General features: G+C 42.9%; 9 protein-coding genes and 1 pseudogene. 3 read left to right on the forward strand and 7 right to left on the reverse strand.

Going from position 1 to position 18,805, the window contains the following annotated elements; genetic code table 11:
• A pseudogene (locus NDI44_RS27685) lies at window positions 1-96 on the forward strand (IS5/IS1182 family transposase); the annotation flags it as partial.
• A gap of 14 nt (window positions 97-110) precedes the next feature.
• Here NDI44_RS27685 and NDI44_RS27690 read toward each other — a convergent pair.
• Together NDI44_RS27690 and NDI44_RS27695 are read right to left on the reverse strand one after the other, a co-directional pair.
• Complete coding sequence (locus NDI44_RS27690; RefSeq protein ID WP_190415760.1) at window positions 111-818, reverse strand: iron-containing redox enzyme family protein; 708 nt, start codon at window positions 816-818, stop codon at window positions 111-113.
• Between the two features lie 187 nt (window positions 819-1,005).
• Entirely contained in the window at window positions 1,006-6,537 is a 5,532-nt protein-coding gene (locus NDI44_RS27695; RefSeq protein ID WP_190415762.1) for an ATP-binding sensor histidine kinase, read from the reverse strand.
• 790 nt (window positions 6,538-7,327) lie between these two features.
• Here NDI44_RS27695 and NDI44_RS27700 point away from each other — a divergent pair.
• Entirely contained in the window at window positions 7,328-8,752 is a 1,425-nt protein-coding gene (locus NDI44_RS27700; protein ID WP_190415764.1) for a WGR domain-containing protein, read from the forward strand.
• Window positions 8,753-8,967: 215 nt separating this feature from the next.
• Here the strand turns inward: NDI44_RS27700 and NDI44_RS27705 are convergent, their stop codons facing one another.
• The 4 genes from NDI44_RS27705 to NDI44_RS27720 form a co-directional block, all read right to left on the reverse strand.
• Entirely contained in the window at window positions 8,968-10,806 is a 1,839-nt protein-coding gene (locus NDI44_RS27705) for a VWA domain-containing protein (RefSeq protein ID WP_190415766.1), read from the reverse strand.
• A 227-nt stretch (window positions 10,807-11,033) separates the two neighbouring features.
• A complete protein-coding gene (locus tag NDI44_RS27710; protein ID WP_190415768.1) occupies window positions 11,034-12,437 on the reverse strand; it encodes a reverse transcriptase family protein in 1,404 nt (467 codons plus the stop codon).
• 399 nt (window positions 12,438-12,836) lie between these two features.
• Complete coding sequence (locus NDI44_RS27715; RefSeq protein ID WP_190415770.1) at window positions 12,837-14,477, reverse strand: SWIM zinc finger family protein; 1,641 nt, start codon at window positions 14,475-14,477, stop codon at window positions 12,837-12,839.
• Window positions 14,478-14,661: 184 nt separating this feature from the next.
• On the reverse strand, window positions 14,662-17,802 hold the full coding sequence (locus tag NDI44_RS27720) for a HEAT repeat domain-containing protein (protein ID WP_190415772.1): 3,141 nt from the start codon (window positions 17,800-17,802) through the stop codon (window positions 14,662-14,664).
• Between the two features lie 49 nt (window positions 17,803-17,851).
• Here NDI44_RS27720 and NDI44_RS27725 point away from each other — a divergent pair, with 49 nt between their 5' ends.
• Window positions 17,852-18,061, forward strand: coding sequence for a hypothetical protein (locus NDI44_RS27725; RefSeq protein WP_190415774.1), 210 nt, complete (start codon window positions 17,852-17,854; stop codon window positions 18,059-18,061).
• Window positions 18,062-18,076: 15 nt separating this feature from the next.
• On the opposite strand, the gene NDI44_RS27730 is transcribed toward NDI44_RS27725, so the two are convergent.
• The gene (locus tag NDI44_RS27730) at window positions 18,077-18,616 is read right to left on the reverse strand and encodes a retropepsin-like aspartic protease (RefSeq protein WP_190415776.1); all 540 of its coding nucleotides are present in this window, start codon (window positions 18,614-18,616) and stop codon (window positions 18,077-18,079) included.
• Window positions 18,617-18,805 lie beyond the last annotated feature (189 nt).

Here is an 18,805-nt window from a genome sequence, read left to right on the forward strand (position 1 = left end):
TTTTCGGGACGCTATCGCAATCGTAGAAAGCGGTTTGGCTTACGCTTCAACTTGATTGCGGGACTGTTGAACTACGAACTGGCACATACTCACTGATTCATGCAGGAGGTCTAGTGGGCACCCAGCACCAGCCCTTGAGCAACATGAGCGCGGTTGCGTGGCTCCTCCCAACTGGGTTCTGCCAAAGTCAACAGTTCTCGTGCGTGTTCTACGTCAAGTTCCTCGTGGACAGTATAGTGTGACTGGCTACCCGGTGCTGCCCAACCTCGCTCGTTAATCGTGCGGGCGATCATCCCACTAACACTCGAATACAGATGCTCCAGCATCCCCAAAGCGGCTCCACCCGCTTCACTTGATTGCGTCAGACAGTAGCCCAGAAGTGAATGATTGAAAGCTAACACTGATGCAGGACAGGGTAGTTCTAAATCTTCTGGAGTGGCACCTAAAGCCCGCAAAAATTGGCGGAAGGTGTATTTGTGAGAGGTCAATAAATTGCCGTGACCATGTTCTTCAGCCACGTTTTCCATCACAGAAAGTCGCCGTTCTAATACTGGAGTCCGAGCCAAAACTGCCGCTAATGATTGCGAAAATGACTCAATTGCAAAACAAATTGGTAGCTGTGTGCAAAGAAATTGTGCCCGTGAGGTAGAGGGTGCCTGCATCCACATAAAGTAAGGATGACGGTGGAAATCATAAGCCTTATTTACCATCAGCACTGCTTCTGATAGCGTGGTGCATCTCACGATATCTTCTACATACAATTGGTGAAGTCCTACTTTTCTCTCGGTAGCAATCGAGCAATTGTCTAGGAGCTGCATGACTTATCTCTTCCCGCTAACCTTACCCCTCAGTGGTAGCCTTTCTCTACATCCCTAGTCCACCGTGAATGTGCGTATGTGAATGTGCGTAACTATGAGCTTTACATAAAGAAATGTTTAAGCAAAATTACTGAGAATGCTGCTTGTCCTCTATCTGATAAAGGAGATCGGCTTGTGAAGACAAAGGTTAATGTTGCGGACGGATCGGAATCTCAACAATAAATTCAGTTCCCTGCCCAAGTGTGGAAAAACATTGTAATTGACCGCCGTGTTTTTCCACCACAATCTGGTAACTAATTGCTAACCCTAGCCCTGTCCCTTTACCAATCGGTTTTGTAGTAAAGAAAGGATCGAAAATACGTTTTTTGACTTCCTCTGTCATCCCAGGGCCATTATCAGCAATGGTAATCAGAACCCGACTTTCGTCTACGACACAGGTGCGAATCCGAATTGTTGGTAATTGGTAATCGCTAACTCGCAATTGGTTAAGAGAATTTTGTTCTTTTCGTTCCCAGGAAGATAAACAAGATGCCTGGGCTATTTCCTGGTAATCTCCTATTGTTTTTGAACCATTATTCATGACTTCTTCCAAAGTATCGATCGCATTAGCCAGAAGATTCATAAATACTTGGTTAAGCTGACCTGCATAACACTCTATGAGCGGCAGCGAACCATACTCTTTAATCACTTTAATAGCCGGAATTTCTGTCTTAGCCTTCAGGCGGTTTTGCAGAATTAATAACGTACTATCTAGCCCTGAGTGAACATCGACCTCTTTCATTTCTGCCTCATCAAGGCGCGAAAAATTCCTCAAACTCAGGACAATTTGACGAATTCTGTCAGCCCCCACCTTCATCGAGGACAGCATTTTTGGTAAATCTTCAACTAAGAAATCTACTTCTATCGCCTCCGCTTCGTCTTGAATCTCAGACACCGGATTGGGATAATGCTTGGCATATAGCTGCATTAGGTTTAGTAGGTCTTGAGTATATTCATTAACGTGGACAAGGTTGCCGTAGATAAAGTTAACTGGGTTATTAATTTCGTGGGCAACTCCCGCTACTAATTGACCCAAGCTAGACATTTTCTCGGTCTGAATTAATTGCGTCTGAGTACGCTTAAGTTCTTGTAGAGTTTGGGATAACCGTACATTTTTTTCATTTAGCTCATGCGTCCTCTCTTGGACTTTTTGTTCCATCGAATTGTAAAGCATAGCATTTTCCAGAGAAATTGCTACCTGAGCTGAAAGTACTCTTAAAACTTCTATCCTATCGGGAGTAAAAGCTCCGGATGTCAGATTATTTTCTAAATAAAGAATACCGATTAATTTCCCTTGATTAAGGATAGGCATACAGAGAACGGACTTCAATTTATTTAGCTCTATATAAGAGTCATTAATAAACTTTCCCTCACTAGCCGCATCATTTAGAACCACATCTGAGCGAGTTCTTTTTACATAATTAATCACTGTCAGAGGTAACTCTTGACAACCTTTAAGCGGAGTTGACTGCCGAACAACAACCTCTTTTGATTCAACCGATGAACGGGCTTCAATCAGCAGTTTTTCATCTCTTACCAAGAGTAGTAAACCTTTTTGTGCGCCAGCATTCTCGATAGATATTTTCATTAAAGAAGCCAGTAACTTATCCAACACGATACAAGCAGCGATCGCTTGACTAGCTTTCATCACAGTGGTGAAGTCCAACGTATTAGAACTACTACCCGTAGAGGAATGTCCAGTAGTCGTGGGAGTATCTTTGACGCGAGGCAGAATAGATGTTTTAGTCAGAAAGTGCGGATATTTTTCCTCTAAATCTTCTACTTTGCGCTTAGCTCCCCAACGTTGATAGCCGTAATAAGCTTCTGTAATATGGACTTTAGCATACTTCTCTTTTCCTTTCGCTAACCAAAACTTAGCAGCGAGTTCATTCGCTAAAGCTTCATTCTGAATAAACTCATTTTCTTTTGCGGACTCAATGGCGCGTTCATACAAGTCTATCGCCTCTAAATCATTGCCAGTGATGCGACTAATTTCAGCTTCTACTAACAGGTACTTGTGTAGAAAGTTTTCTGGACAGTTGTCTGCCCAAATCTTCATCTGCTTTTGATTCGCTGCTAACGTCTCGCAAGATTGTTTTTGTACAGATTCTGAAGCATTCGGATAGAGAGCAACTAGAATCAGTGAGTGATAAAAGTTATGTGTAGATACTGAGATATGACCGAAAATAGAAGTAAGTAGCTTTGAAGCTAACAAACTACTGTTCAAAGCTAAATCCGGTTTTTCGTATAAGTAAAGAATTTGGGCTTTTAAAATATGGAATTCACAAATTGCCGCCGAACTTTGATGTTGTTCGCAACTTGTCAAGAAGTTGGATTCGCTAATCCCATCATTTTCAAAAGATAAGGTTCCAGCAGTCATGCCTATCAAGTTCGACACCGCTAGGTTATAACCTAAAATTATATCAATTGCCCATTGATTTTTACTCTTTTGGCAAAATAGCAAAGACTGAGGTATTTGTTTTAAACTTTGCTCTAAACTTTTACATTGATGGAAGGAAGCAATGACTTTGTGAAGACGAGTATAACCTGCCCATTGCAAATCTCCAAAGTCTAGCCCCGTTTTATATGCCTCATCATTAATTGTATGACTAAACTTAATTGGCTTCACCCAATTACTCAAGTAATTGGCAAGAACCACCAATTCTGCACATTTTTGAGCTACATTATTAAACTTATTACTTAGTTTAGTTGCTAAGACCCCAAACTCATAACCAGAGTGAGAATTCCCTAAAATTGCGCTGAGTATCATTCCATAACACGAGTAGCTATACGCTGCTCCTGATGCATAACCATAGGTGAGAGAAAGATTAACTGTTTTAACAGTAACTAGCTGCCAAAGGTCAAAATTGACAAAATATGCTAAAGGCCCCATGTTTGCTAACAATTTGACTGCTGCTTTTACTTCCGGAATTTTTATGGCTTCTAAATTAATTAAAGACCCAATCTCATGGGTTTCTAATTTCTTATTAACTTCGCCTATTTCTAGCTCAACTGCTGTTGCTAATTCCCCTTCAGGTAAGTCAATTCCTAGCAGACTAAGAGCATTACGCCCTGCTTGAATTGCCTCTTGATATTTCGCAAGCATGGTATGCTGCACAATCAGCATATTATAAACTTCAGCTTTGTCGAGAACTGATTTTGCTTGAGATAGGGTTAGCTCCAGCAAGGCTTCAGCCTGAGCAAAATTACCGTTTAAATACTCAATTTCGGCTCGTTTTTTATGCAATGAAAAAGCTAGATCGTAGCGTTTTACCCAAATATCGCTTGGTAAAACATTCATACAAGCAGTCAAATAGTGAAGTGCTGAGCTGTATGCGGTTGCATCTTTCGCTTTTCGAGCTGCTTCCAAATTCAATATTATTAATTCAATTTTTGCCTCTTCATCGACAATTAAGTCAGAACCGATATTTAGATGATCGACTAATTTAAAAATTATTTCTATCTGGTCTTCCAAAGGCGTACTTGCTAAAAGGAGATTGCCAATTTTGAGATGAACTGCTTTTTGAAGCGAGTTATCAATCAGTGCATAAGCTGCATGTTGCACGCGGTCGTGTGAAAATTTATAATTAAAAACTAATAGTTGAGAACTAACCCCTTCCTCTTCGGTCGTTTCCAACACAGAAGTAGGCTTAATTAATTCTTCTTTCAGAGCTGGCAAAAGGTCTTTAAAAGTTTCATAAATTGATTTCTCATAAATGATAGACAGGGTATTTAAATCGAAACTATTGCCGACACAAGCTGCTAACCGTAAAGCCTGCTGTGTTGAATTCGGCAACTTTTTTAATTTTCCTATCATTAATTCGACAACATTATCAGTAATACCCAACGCTTCAATTTGAGCGATGTCCCATTGCCATAGGGCTTTACTTGCCTCTTCTTCCCCCTTAGTAAGAAAGGTCTGAGGGGGGGTGAAGGTAAGCAGGTTTTCCTGATATAGGGTTTTTAGAAATTCATTGACAAAGAAGGGATTTCCTTCTGTTTTACGCAGGATGAGGGAAGCTAAGGATCTTACTGATTCCCTATCCGTATGCAAGGTGTCAGCAATCAAGTGGGTAATATGCTCAAGTTCTAAAGGTGCTAGATTAATCTGGTTGATGATAGCTCCATCATCGCGTAAACTATCCAGCGTAATCATCAAGGGATGAGTGGAGCTGACTTCATTATCCCGATATGCTCCAATGAGAAATAGATAGTGCGTTTGATCATCCGTCATCATCAACTCCATCAATTTGAGCGTGGCAGAGTCAGCCCACTGCAAATCATCCAGAAAGATGACTAATGGATGTTCTTGTTGGCAAAATACCCGAATAAAGTTTTGAAAGACTAAATTAAAGCGGTTTTGGGATTCAGTTGGCCCTAATTCTTGAACTCTAGGCTGAGAACCGACAATGAGTTCTACCTCAGGAATAACATCAATAATAATTTGCCCGTTAGAGCCAAGGGCTTCTAGGAGTTTTTCTTTCCACTGGTTGAGCTGTGCTTCGCTTTCCGTTAAAAGTTGCTGGATTAAGGCAGAAAAGGCGCTGACAACAGCAGAATAGGGAATACTCCGCTGAAACTGGTCAAATTTCCCAGAAATGAAATAAGCTCGCTGTTGAGTGATTGGTTTGTAAATTTCTTGCACTAAACATGACTTGCCGATGCCAGAATAACCCGACACCAACATCATCTCAATATCCCCTGGCATTGGCTTACCAAACGAGAATTGACTCACTCGTTCAAATGCTGTTAGTAACGTATTAATTTCTTGCCCTCTGCCATAGAGCTTCTCAGGGATTTGAAATTTATTAGAGATATCATGACGACCGAGAGAGAACTCTGGAATTTGGTTATTTATTTCTAATTGAGTTAGACAATATTCTAAATCTGCTTGAATTCCATAAGCACTTTGGTATCTATCTTCAGCAGTTTTAGCCAGCAATTTCATAACAATGTCCGAAACTGCTTTGGGAATGCTTTGATTAAACTTATGAGGCGGAATTGGCGTAAGCGCAATATGATTATGTACTAACTCTATTGCATCAGTACCATTAAAAGGTAGTCTGCCAGTGAGAAGCTCGTAGAAGGTAACGCCAAGGGAGTAAAAGTCAGTACGATAATCCAGCGAACGATTCATTCTGCCAGTTTGCTCTGGCGACATATAGGCAAGAGTGCCTTCTAAAACATTGGGATTTTTTAGGGTAGGGTTTTCCCGCGACAAAACGCTGGAAATCCCAAAATCAATAAATTTGACTTGCCTACTTTTTGGGTCAAAAACAATGTTAGATGGATTAATATCTTTGTGAATAATGTTTAAATTATGCAGCTTAGCTAAAGTTTCAACAATTTTTATAGTAATTTTAATAGCTTCTAAAACTGTAAAATTTTGTTTGTCCATCAATATCTTTAGAGATTGACCCCCAAAATCCTCCAAGAGCATTACTAGAGTATTTTGATATGATTTTAAATCATACGCTTTAGCAACACCATCTAGATTCAACGAACGGGTAATTTCATATTCTTGCTTATACCTAGAAATTTCTTCTGGTAATGGATAGTCTTCTTTGATAACCTTAAGAATAAGAGGCAAATTATCCCGAAGTCGGCATCCTCGATACACAAGCGACTTGCTACTTTCATAAATTAGCTCAAAAATCTGATATCCCGGAATTGTTCTCATAATTATGCCATTTACGGATTTGTAGGCGATCCAGTCCAGTTAGAGACGCTTTTTGTAAGTGAACACTAGATCAGCCTATTGTGCTGAAGTAAAATTAAAACTTTATTCGATTAATTGAAAGCGTATTTATACGGAAATATAGTTTGCTCCTCAGTGAATATCAGTGTATACACAGTTTGGGAAAGTCATCTTTCTGACACTCTAAAAAATGTAACCTAAAATACTAATTGCTTTCTTGACTTGTCCAAATAAATGTAGCCAAATGTTAGAGATAGTTTGAGTAAAAAGGATTAAAAGAGTCTAACCAAGTGTATTTTAATGCTTGTAAAAACATTGCTTGCCATCTGGAACTGCATCTAATCCTCGTTCAAAAAACTTATTCTTGAGATTCGCCTGCCAGTGGTGAATTTTTCAGGATTGCAAGACCAACCGAAAAGACTGGGATGTTAATGATTTTACAAAAAATATATAAATCTGTATTTATCAATAAAAAATGTTTTATGTCCAATTTTTATAAAAAGTTAACAAATGGACTTTTTTCTTAATTCTACTTTAATTACTATATTTATTTGATATAAAGTTGACATACATATACGAATCCAAGGAAGTGAGCTTGAGCTGAAATTTTACTGATTTTCATTTATGAATGCAAAGTGCAAAGTTAAAAGAGGATTTATGCTATTTTTGAAATTTTAATTTTCTCCTTTTAACACGGCAGAATACTGAATTAAGAATGGAAAATTTTAGGCAAGATAGATATTTATTAATACATACAGAATTGGAGGAAAAAATGACTCAAGAGAAAACGTATCTAGAATTGTCAGAGTCAGATAGTAGTTCTCACAAATTTTATGAAGTAATTGTCAACGGTACGGAAGTATCGATTCGTTACGGTCGCATTGGTGACTCAGGACAAACTCAAGTTAAAACCTATCCAACCCCGGAAAAAGCTAAAGCTGAGGCGACCAAAAAGATTAATGAGAAACTGAAGAAAGGTTACGAACAAGCAGTTATGGGCGTGCGAAGTAAACGTCCCGTGACTCGACGGGAAATAAAGAGCGATCGCTCAACTGCAAACCAAGCACCTGTAGTTTGGAAATTTGCCTCTTCTTCCCCTGCTTTCGGCATCTTTATTGACAACTCGCGCTGTTGGGTTGGCAATCAAGCGGGTCAAATTTTTGCTCTTAGCCATACGGGAATTGTCCAAAATCAGTTTCGTCTTCCTGACGGCGTGAAGTGTATTGTTGCTGATGAAGGCTGGCTTTATGCGGGATGCGATGATGGCAAAGTATACGATTTGACTGGAAAAATTCCTCGTGTCGCTTATGAAATTGCCCCCAATGTGAATATCTTCTGGCTGGATATCAAAGATGCCATTCTCGGTGTTTCTGATGACGCTGGAAATGTTACAACTATCAATCACGAAGATGAGTCTCAATGGACTAAAAAAAGTAGTGGCGAGTATGGCTGGATGGTGCGCTGCGATGAGATTGGAATTTATCACGGACACAGCAACGGCGTGACGATGTATGACTGGGAAGATGGAACGAAAATCTGGAATCAAAAAACTCGTGGCGGGGTGCTGTTTGGCTGGCAAGAAGAAGCATTTGTATATGCTAGTACCAGTGAGAATCAAGTTTATTGCTTCACTAAGAAAGGCGAAGTTAGCACAATTTATCAATGTGATGCGCCCGTTTATTCTTGCGCCACTGCTGAAGAAGGTAAATATGTCTTTGCAGGCGACAATTGCTCCTCGATTTATTGTTTTAGTCAACAAGGAGAGCGTCTTTGGAAACTAGCCACTGGCTGCGGTTCTGCCTTCTCCATGCAGTTTATAGATGACCATCTCTACATCGTCACCACCGATGGTTCTCTTGCTTGCATCGATGCTAGTGAAGCTGCAATCAAAGCGGCGCAAGCGGGTACAGTTCCCCAGGCTATTAACATTAAAGCACCTACTGCCGTTGCCGCAGCCGTTCCTTCTAATACTTTAGAAACGACATCGAACGCCAGTCAGGGAGTAATTGTCGAGTGCTTTAAAGAAGGTGGGAAGTTAAGAATTCGCGCTGTTTCTCCTGGTTATAATCCCAGTTGGAAAGTGCAATTTCCTCAGGAGATTCGCTCCGAAGGTGCGCGTTATCTGGTGGAAGAGGTGCGCGAATCTTCTCGCGGCGGTTTCTATCGTGCTTTTGGGAATATTAAAAAATTGGTTTAGTTCAAAGATATGATTCTGTAGGTTGGGTTGAGGTTACGAAAGCCAATGTTAAGTAGTTACCAGTATATTTGTTGGTTTTTACTATCATTCAAGCCAACCTACATAACCTCTTCAACAGATACACGAGTGAAAAAAATCAAGGATAGTGCAAAGAACATAGGCACTCTTTGCGTACCTCTGCGCTATCCTTTGCGTACCTTTGCGTTAAAAAAGTCCTATTGAACTAACCTGCGAATCTTTCCATAAGCAACATAAGACCCCCCATTCTTTGCCTCTTCCACTTCATCAACAACATAAAGAACGTTTTCTTCTCGAATGTCGCGGGGAAAGCGGATGTTGTAGTTAGGATCGTACCCATCGGACACGACTCTGGCTCTCAATTTACTACCTTCTTTAACGCACTGCACGAGAACGCCATCACCTACAGTATCAATTGTTTCTAAATCGGCAGCAGAAGCAGATGCATTCAGCTTTTGTCGTTTTGGACTGGAAGAAGATGTACCATTTTGAGATGATGTGGCGCGTTCTTGTCCGGGTTGCACTAAGCGGCGAATGTTACCGGAGACGCGATAAAAGCTACCGTCAGCAGATAGATTGATTTCATCAACGATGTAGGTGACACCTTCTTCCCGAATATTACGGGGAAATTGCACGTTGAAATCAGGATTGTAACCGTCAGAAATGACCTGAATCCGCAACTTACCACTAATGCGATCGCATTTTACCAAAACTCCCGCATCCACGCTGGAAACTGCTTGTAAGCTGTTGGCACTCGCAGCAAGTCCGCGCAATTTTAAATCGCCGCGATCGCGTGTAAGTGCCTGGTAAGATTGATCTCGCATCTCCTTACGACTGACACTATCAAACTTTTTGCTCTCCAGGCGTTGTGCATAATAATCCAGTTGTTCCATCTCTTCGGCAACTTCAAAGGATTCATGCAATGCTTTGAGCTTGAGATCCTCGATTGTCTTGCGAAGTTTCTGGGATGCGGCGGTATAATCTCCTTTGTCAGCGAGTGCGATCGCTTCATCTTTTACCTTACCAATCCTCAGCTTACTTGCTTGCTCCACAACCGCTGCATCTGGCTGTACGTTACTGGCTGATTCAGCATCAGCAACCGTTATACTAATCGGGATTTCGTCAGTGAATTGTTGAATGCTGCCATCGACAACCGCTTGATATTTATAAGCAACGGTGGCAATATTTGTTACCCCAATATTTGTTTGTGGAGGTATTGACAATTCTACAGCTAACTGCTTATTTTCTACCTCATAAACATCGCCGCAGAAAACTTCCAGATTGTTGCCAATCGGATTGGATCGGTAATTGTTGAGAATCCCGATAATTTTTACAGAATCTTCTGGTTGCAGCGTCACAGTCAGATTTTGGGCGACAACAGACGTGAGGCTTTCTAGTTCAATTCTGAATACATCAGTAGCATCGTCAGGTGATTGGATGAAATAAAAGTTTCCCCCAGCAGCATTTGCCATGCCGATGAGCAAATCTTCATTAAAATAAGTTCCAAATCCTAAAGTTGTAGTAATGATTCCTTGTTCGGCTTGTTGTCTTGCAGTGTTAATTAATACTTGAGAATCAATAATCCCAACATTCGCTTGTCCATCTGTTAATAATAAAACGCGGTTGATGCGTTCTGTGGACTGCTGAGATTTTACATTGTCGCATCCCATCAACCAGCCGCCATTCAAGTTAGTACACCCGCCAGCCTTCACCTTACCAATTAGCGAACGAATGGCAGCTTTATCCTGAACCAGTTGGTGCTGAAGAATTGTTTCTGGCGTATCGTCATAAATTACAACTGAAAGATAATCCTCCGTGGTCAAATATTCCACAAGCCTTTGTGCAGCCTGAATAGCATTCTTAAGTGGCGCTCCCGCCATCGAACCCGATCTATCAATTACTACACTCAAATTAAGCGGAAGACGCGGTACTTTGTTGCGCGTTTCTTCTTCAGCCTGGAAACTAACAATCAGGTCTACAGTGGATGGGGTAGCGGCTGCAATAAGCGATTGACTCAGGGAGTAAGTTGCTTTCATTTGTAGCGTCCTCTAGATATTTTGTGCAGTTTCTAGCGTCGAGTCGAGAATGCCATTTTGGTGATTTGTGACTTAGATAAACTACAAGAGTAGAGATGGAAATTTCGGATTTTTTATGGAGAAAATTGCATATTTTTGAAATTCCAACAAAATCAAAATTTTTAGGGGCATGGCATTGCCATGCCCCTACAGATATATCGCAAACCCGCGATAATTTTTTTTCAGTATTAGCGTTTGTATTTATCTCGAATTCGACGAATTTGCTCCTGAAACTCAACACCCTTTTGCAGATTAACCATAGCGACAAAATTGGCATAACCCTGAATTGAAGCCATCACATTATCAGAGTTTCCCCAATGCTTACCTTCTAAGCCATCTTTCTCAATTTGAAATAAAGTAGCGCGGAAGCGTTTTAGCTCTTTTTTAGAAATATTTGGATAATCATTCACCACAACGCCAGTAACTTCCTGCTGCCGATTCTTCCGCAAAATTCTAGTCTTCTGTTCGTTAATCGCAAACCCTTCGTGAGTCAGGATTGACTGGGTGCGCTTGAGAATATTGCAGATATGGCGGAGGCTGTCACCAGAAGCAGAAAAAGTTAAATCGTCAGCGTAGCGAGTATAAACAAAACCCAATTGTTCAGCCATACTGGTAAGCCGTCTATCTAAGCGGCGACACATTAGATTCGTAATTGCTGGAGAAGCTGGCGAACCTTGGGGTAAATGTCGATCTGTGAGTGCTACATAATAAGTTTTGCCGTCTAATTCAACCTCCTCGATATCCGGTTGAGTACACAGCAAGCCGAAAATTGTTGCCGCAGCTTCTGAATAACCGAATGAGTGAAAAAGTCCTTTAACTCGCTTATAGGAAATTGAGGGAAAGAAATCTTTTAGGTCAAAATTGATAATTATGTCACGTTTTACGTGAGGTTTAGCGTTGCTGACAATCGAGCGATCGCGTCTAAAACCATGAGCTGCATCGTGCAGTTCCAGCTTTTCCAAAATATTGCCCAAAATCCAATGCTGCGCTTGCTTCAATCGTGGCATCGGTGCGGAAATCAGCCGTTCTCCACCCGTTTTTTTAGGAATCTTGAAGCGGATATAGTGAGAAATTGTCGAAGTCTTGCGAGAAAAGGCGAGAAAGCGCAATTGTCCTACAGTAATTCCCATTGCAGCGGCAATTTCGTAGGGTGTACCGCACAAAGGTAATCCATAACTTCGCAACCTTTCATCATCGCACTCAGTATAGTTGAGTCCGCCTGAGACATCTTCACCGAGATAAAGGATTTCTCGCTCTTTTCTTTGTCGCCAATCTTCCGCTCGTTCTTGCCTTTCCCGTTCCCGCCGTTCTTTCGTCTCCTGTCGCTTTCGCCGCGACTCGGCTAGGCGTTGCTTGAGTAGCTGCTTGCGAAGTTCCTTTTCGTTGTGAAGACGCGAACTCTGCTGTCGCAGTTCATCAAGTTCTCGCCGAATCTCTCCCATCCGCCGAATGTCATCGGCTGGATCTTGCGGTATCTCGCCTTGTGCAGGCCAGAAGCCATAACGTATCATCTCTTCGAGGATGAATTCCTCTCTGCCCGTTTGTCGGATGCGATCGTAGAGTTCCTGGCGGGTACGAGGCTGATCTGACATATTTGTAGAAGTAGCGATGCGTTTCCGCAATTATAGTACGTATGTACTCAGTGTCAACAGCGCAATAATCCCTGAAACCTGGAATTGATGGAGGCTGGAACTTCCAAAAAAGCATTCCCAGGCTGCTCCTGGGAACGAGAGAATATAAAAAAATTACGCGCCCCTATCAGTTGGTTGCCCCTTCGTAAACATCTCAGGACTAGATTGCTCAACTCAAGCGGTCTCGGTACTACCGGAATCAATTCACTTCATGGAAGTCAAACCGGATTTTCCGGTAGTACCGAATGACCGCACAGTTAAGAGCAGGCTAGTGGTGCATGGCTAGGCTAAACGCAAGGACGACGATCCATCGTCCGGATTGCAAGGCTGTTTACCAACTGATTAGGTGCGCGTGATTCGTCAATACTGACGGGCGTGTTGCATTCGCAACGCCAGAATGTGTTCGCAAGGCCCTTTGTACAGCTTATTCTGTTGATGCCAGTTGCAAGTACATTCTGCGGCTATTATACGCTCATCTGCGTCAACTGTCAATGAGGGATTCAAGGTTTTATCTTTGTCTGAAACATTACCTTGTAAAGTAAACGCTCTCGTAGCATCGCTGGTAACATTAGTCACCTGCACAGCATTGTAAATCAAGAAACGGGTTGCCTTCTCTTCTCGCTCATTGGCAAAGCGCAGGCGTTCCATCGGTAAAGGTTCTCGCGTCAGTTCCCGCACTCGATAAACTTGCTTATTTAAGTCATAAATCGCACGTCCCGCTTGTGTATAAGCACTTAAAGTACCAAGAACTACGGCACGGTTTAAACCAAGGCGTTCCGCAAGCGAGTCAGGACTCTCTACCCAATTCTTCTTCAGCGCCTCGAAAATTTGTTGCTGCGTCCATTTGTCGATGTCGGCGCGGGGTGCCATCAAGTCAAAGTTACCAGATTGCGCCCAGTCGTTTGCCGTCCATCCCGATAAACCGAGGGTAAAGGACATATCGCCTAAGTCAGCGACGTAGAAGGAAGGCATACCCGTACCGAGTAGGTGAACGGTAAACTTTTTCGCCACGGGGATGAGACGTTCGAGGATGTGGAGGCGGCGGCGTCCCCAAACGCGGATTTCTTGTGATTGCGATCCAGTGTAGAGCGATCGCGCACAAACGATTTCAATTCCCCACGGATCAAACGTTATCCGCACGGGTTCCCCAGGTTTAAGATGGTAGCGCATACTGCGAGGCCCTTGCTTCTCCTTGTGGCGACGCAGCACAAAGCACATATTGTAAATATCCATCGGATGCAAATCAACTCGCGTTGCTGGTAAAGACATCGCAGAACTAACTTGCAAAAAGCCTCTTACCCAACTGTCGGGTAAATCGATTTTGACTTCTTTAAAAGTTTCTTCGTGGGTAGTTTGAACTTCAAAACCAGAGGGATCTATTTCAAATTTGGTGTTTTTGTAACTGCGGATTTTTTGAAACTCGTCGTAAAGTGCCGCTGAGTAATCAATATTAGTCGTACCGCAGGCAAACTCGTTGATATTTTTAAAAACCTCGTAGCTGGCACCGAGACGACCATAACTGGATTCATCCTGACTGAAACATTCAAAAAATACTTCATCGGGATGAACAGTAATCACTGGGTCGAGAACAAACCAAGCATCACGGTCTTTTTGATAAATGTAATCAAAATAGCGGCGTTGTGCCTTGTATAAAGGTTCCCGCCGCTGGTAACTATGCTGGCTTAATTGATTAAGTTCATCTTGCAACGGCTTGATTTGATTCTCAACTTCTTGGCGTTGTGCAGCGATGAGTTGCCAGTCTAGATCCTGTTGTTTTGCTGCCCATGCTTTATATGCAGTTTTGTCTTTGGGTTTGAACCGCATATCGGAGACGACAACATCGTGTAAGGCGCTAATTGCCTCCCGAAAGGCGACATTCTGACGCAATTCTCCGATAAAGTAAGTGGGTTCACGCTTCGTATCGGGAGAGAAAGACATTTGGGTATTGGAACCGCGATCGCTAACTTCTGTACTTCCGTTGTAGCTGTAGTTAAATTCCATAATTTACCTCTTATTTTTTTGCTTGAGTTGGTGATTTTTGAGTGTCTTCGCGCCTTGGTGGTTAGAAGATTAATCAACCACAAAGACACAAGGACAAAAAGGGAACACTCAGAGAATATAAGTTTTGCGTAAAGCTGGTTAAGAATCTCCCATCTTTTCTGCACCTTGTCGGTTCGGTAAATCTCTAACTTCTCACTTCTGAAACAGCTTTCACCTGAATCGGTAAGGATATCTGAGGATAAGCTTTTTGAATTTTCAGCATTATCTGAATTGCTGTAGCTTTGTCGCCAATTGCCATCGTTACAGATTGTCGAGTGAGAATTTCAGCGACAATTTGTGCAGATTCCTCGCTTTTTTGGGCTTCGGCATCTAGAAAAGCAAATATTCTTTGTTTGGCAACTCTTCCGCGATTGACACCGGACAAAACGCTGATAAAGTTTGGCGTTAGTTGTCGCAAGCGTTGATAATTATTTACAGCATGATTTTCTAAATAGTTAGTAGCAAAGGTCTGCATATCCGTTGAGGGATGTTCACTGAATTTGAGTAAATATTCTTGTCCATCGGTTTCTTTGAAGTTGCGAGTTACTAAATCGCGCCCAAAAGAACGAACATCTTCGCGAATGCTGTCGCAGACGCTAACCATTACTTCTGGAGTCCAATCTTCATGGGTGAAATCTGTGCTAAAAATTCTAGATGCAAATTCTCGCGAATCATCCCACTTTGACTCTAGTAGTCGCACTGCTGATAACATTTCTTGGGAGTTGGGGCGGATACGGTTTAATGTTTTTAAAAACATCTCTCTTGCGGCTTCACGCACTGATAAAATTTCGTGATTTGCCAGCTTGACAATCTCACTTGTCTCGAAGTCGGGAAGAAAGCGATCGCTATTTTCTCTCAATACCAAACCACCTAATTCCTGTGCGACTGATGATTTAGCACGAAGTAGCTGCATCGCGCGTTCTTTGCTGATATTAGACATCCATTCTGGTATGTCTTCTCGCATCAGTTGTACTACATCCTTGTGGACACCTTCGTGTCTCTCTGGCGTAATTAAGACATCAATAAAATCAGCTGCTAACTCGGTGCCAAAATCTGGATGATTGCTTGCCAAACGCCGAATCACCGGACGGATTGCGTTACGAATATCAGCGACAGCGTTAATTGCCATTGAGACGATGAGAATGCGATCGCTTAACAATCTCTCATCAGGTAATTGTCCAAAAATCCTCACCCCAATGCCACGCACAGCTTCATAAGGCGATTCTAATAATGATTCAATTAAATCGGGTGGTAAATCAACAGCACGGATTTCATGATTTAATAGAATTCTTGCGCCTAACTCTTGAATTTCCGCCATCGGATGATTCAGTAAATCGAGGATTACACCCAACCCCAAATTACGCAGTTGCGGCGCAAAACTAACCAGCAAAGTTTCGCCAATTTCTCTTGCCATATCTGTGTGCGTTGGTTCAAGTGTCAACACAGCAGCAATAATCCTACCAATCAATACCCTAGCTGTTGTATTGCTTAAAATCGATGAACTTAGCAACCTCCGGGCAAAAGCACGAGTATCAACTTGTTGACTGGTAACTAAACTTGCAATAAAGTCGCTGGATTCAAAAAAGAATTCTCGTTGCTGTTCGATCCAACGATAGGCTTGCATACGTGCTTCTTGGAATGCACAATGAGCAAGAGCCAAAACTAATTCTCGGTTGGGTTGGGTGGGGTTGTAGCGATCGCGTGCCAGTAAAAAGCCGAATTCGGCGGTTATTTCGTAGGGTTTATTCAGGAATTTGATTAATGTGTCTATGTCAAGGCGATCGCAAAATTCTTTGCAGACGCGCAACGCTTTAACTGCAAAATGATGAACGGGACGGCAATCACTTTCTATTAATAACTGTACAAGTGCTGCTGGGTTTTGCTGCCAAAGTTCGGAAAAAGCTTCTTCTCTTACTTGCGGTTCTGGATCTCCCGGTTTGTAACCGTCTCGACAACGCCACGCTTTATGATGAGAGGCATAGCGGGGACTGTTTTCGTAAAGAATATGATTAAAAATTACATAGCCCGCATAAGTATCCCAACCTCTAGTAAAGCTTTCGTAGGAACGGCGTTGTTGGTTCCATCTGCTGAAAGTTGACTGTTTGGCTGGTTGAGCGTCATCATCTGAATACTGTAGGAGAATGCTAACTGCAAGATTGATATAGTTAGAATCGCTTTCCTCACCCAAAGCTTTAAGAGTTCGCCAAACTCGCCGCCGCAGATATTCACGAGTTTGTTGGCTGTAAGCTTTTTTCGACTGCGGACTCTTGAGTTCTTCAGTGTGACGTTTCCCGGTACTATAATATTCGCGCTTCACTGAGTCCCATTGCCAACCCGTTTGCTGATTATTAAACGTCCCCGGTTCTTTCTCAAAGGCATAAGCAAGGATTCCGAAAACTTCTGCATCATGGCGATACTCAGCCATCTTGAAAATATGGCGAATTCGCTGGAAGTAGTTAGATTTAAAAGGTGTTTCGCATAAAATATCGAGTAGTGCTGGACGCACGTATTGGTTATCAATTTGATAAATAGTATCGAGAACGGAAAAACGCCTGTAATCGCTGCTATTTAAATAATCGCGAAGTGTAGTTGCAAATGTTTCTGCTGTTCCATTTCGGGCTAAATCGCGCAACTCTAACGGCAGTTGTTCTATCTTCTCAGAACGCATCTGCCCTTGTGTCTGTTCATCTGATAATTTAAATAGTGCTTCCCAGGCGATGCGGCGGACGAATTCAGCAACAGATTTATGCTGGGAAAGTTCCCTGACAAAGGGAATGGCACTCTCATCCCCACACCAACCCAAAGCCCAAGCGATGCAATAATCTCTCAAAGCTTCGCCAGTTCTAATGAGTTGAATTAACAACGGCGTAGCTTCTCTAATTTTAAGTTCGCCAGCCCGCCAAATTGCCCGTTCCAAAGGCCATTTTCGATTGTCCCGGTTCGCCAAACGGTTGAGGATGGCTTGGTGGCGTGGGTCGCTGGTGACTGGTATATTACTTGCAGTTTGGACTGGTGCGGCTGGCGTCGGCGGGTTAACTGCCCCAGCGGTGACATCCCGGTAGCCCTTCTGAATTTGGGAGTCAACCAGCTTATCGAACACTCGCTGCGCTTGGGCTAAGGGTACAGCCTGAACCGTCTTTGTACCTTCCTTGAGAGTTGTACCGCGTCGTCCGTAGCGGAAGTTAACGAGGTAGCGGTTTTCACCTGTCTTGCAGAGATCGACTTCGTAGACTTTATCTGAACTCCCGGCTTGGTAGAGAAGCGTAGTCCGTTGGATGAGTTCCATACGAGTGTCTCAAGGCTTGCTGTGCAAATAGTATAAATGTACTAGATAATTGCCAAAAGCGATCGCCTTCTTTGGAGAACTCGTCAACGCTGTTTATCGCGGTTCTCGGTTGACTCAAATACAAAACCCAACTCAAGTTGGAGGTATGCAGAAATTAGACGGGTGCGTAGGCGCAGAGTGGGAAAATCGCTTAAGCGATCGCGATTATCAAAGTGCCGAAAGACAAAGTGACGAAAGAGCGATTTTCCCCAAAATTTAACCTCACCACACAACCTTAGCGACGGTGGAACTCGACGACATCGCGTTTAATCGTGACATCGTAATTGCCAAAGAAGTCGTGTCCTAACAATCCCATATCTTGTTCTGGGCCAGCGATCGCAACTAGCACTTTGTTAGCGACAGCACCATCCACAGCAATCGATTGCACATAGCCGACAGGAAACTCGACTCCCACTGCACTCGCCGTATCAGCTTTAACAGTCTTCACCGGCACCACTCGCAATGCTGATGCCATCCGGCGGGTAATCATCGTGCCGCTAGCCCCGGTGTCTACAATCATCTCAAAAGTCTGTCCGCCATTAAAGGTTACATCAATGACGGGTGTGCCACCGGCGCGGCGTTTGATTCTGGCTTGAAAGACTCGTTTGTTCGCCTCATCGGTGCCGCAGAGACTCCCCAAGTCTATCGTTCTGCCCCCCGGTGCCACCATGAAGCAAGCCGCATCCTGAGCCTTAGCCGCCTCTGGCACCCCCGCTACAGCTGCGTAGGAAACCAGCCCAGTTAGAGAAACTACCACGGTTAGAAATCGTTTCATCTTGCTTTCCTGTCTCATGAATTGAGCGCCCAGCAGATTGATTATTGCTCAATTCGTTAATTTCTGATGGCTGCTGAATGGTGTTACAACTCTGGCTTATGGCAAGTGCTTTTGTCGAGGGCGATCGCCTGCGTGGGTCTTTCTAGGAGAGACGCGATGAATCGCGTCTCTCCTAATCGCTAGAGGATT

Origin of the sequence: Trichocoleus sp. DQ-A3 (assembly GCF_039961975.1) — a bacterium.
Lineage (GTDB): Bacteria > Cyanobacteriota > Cyanobacteriia > Cyanobacteriales > FACHB-T130 > FACHB-T130.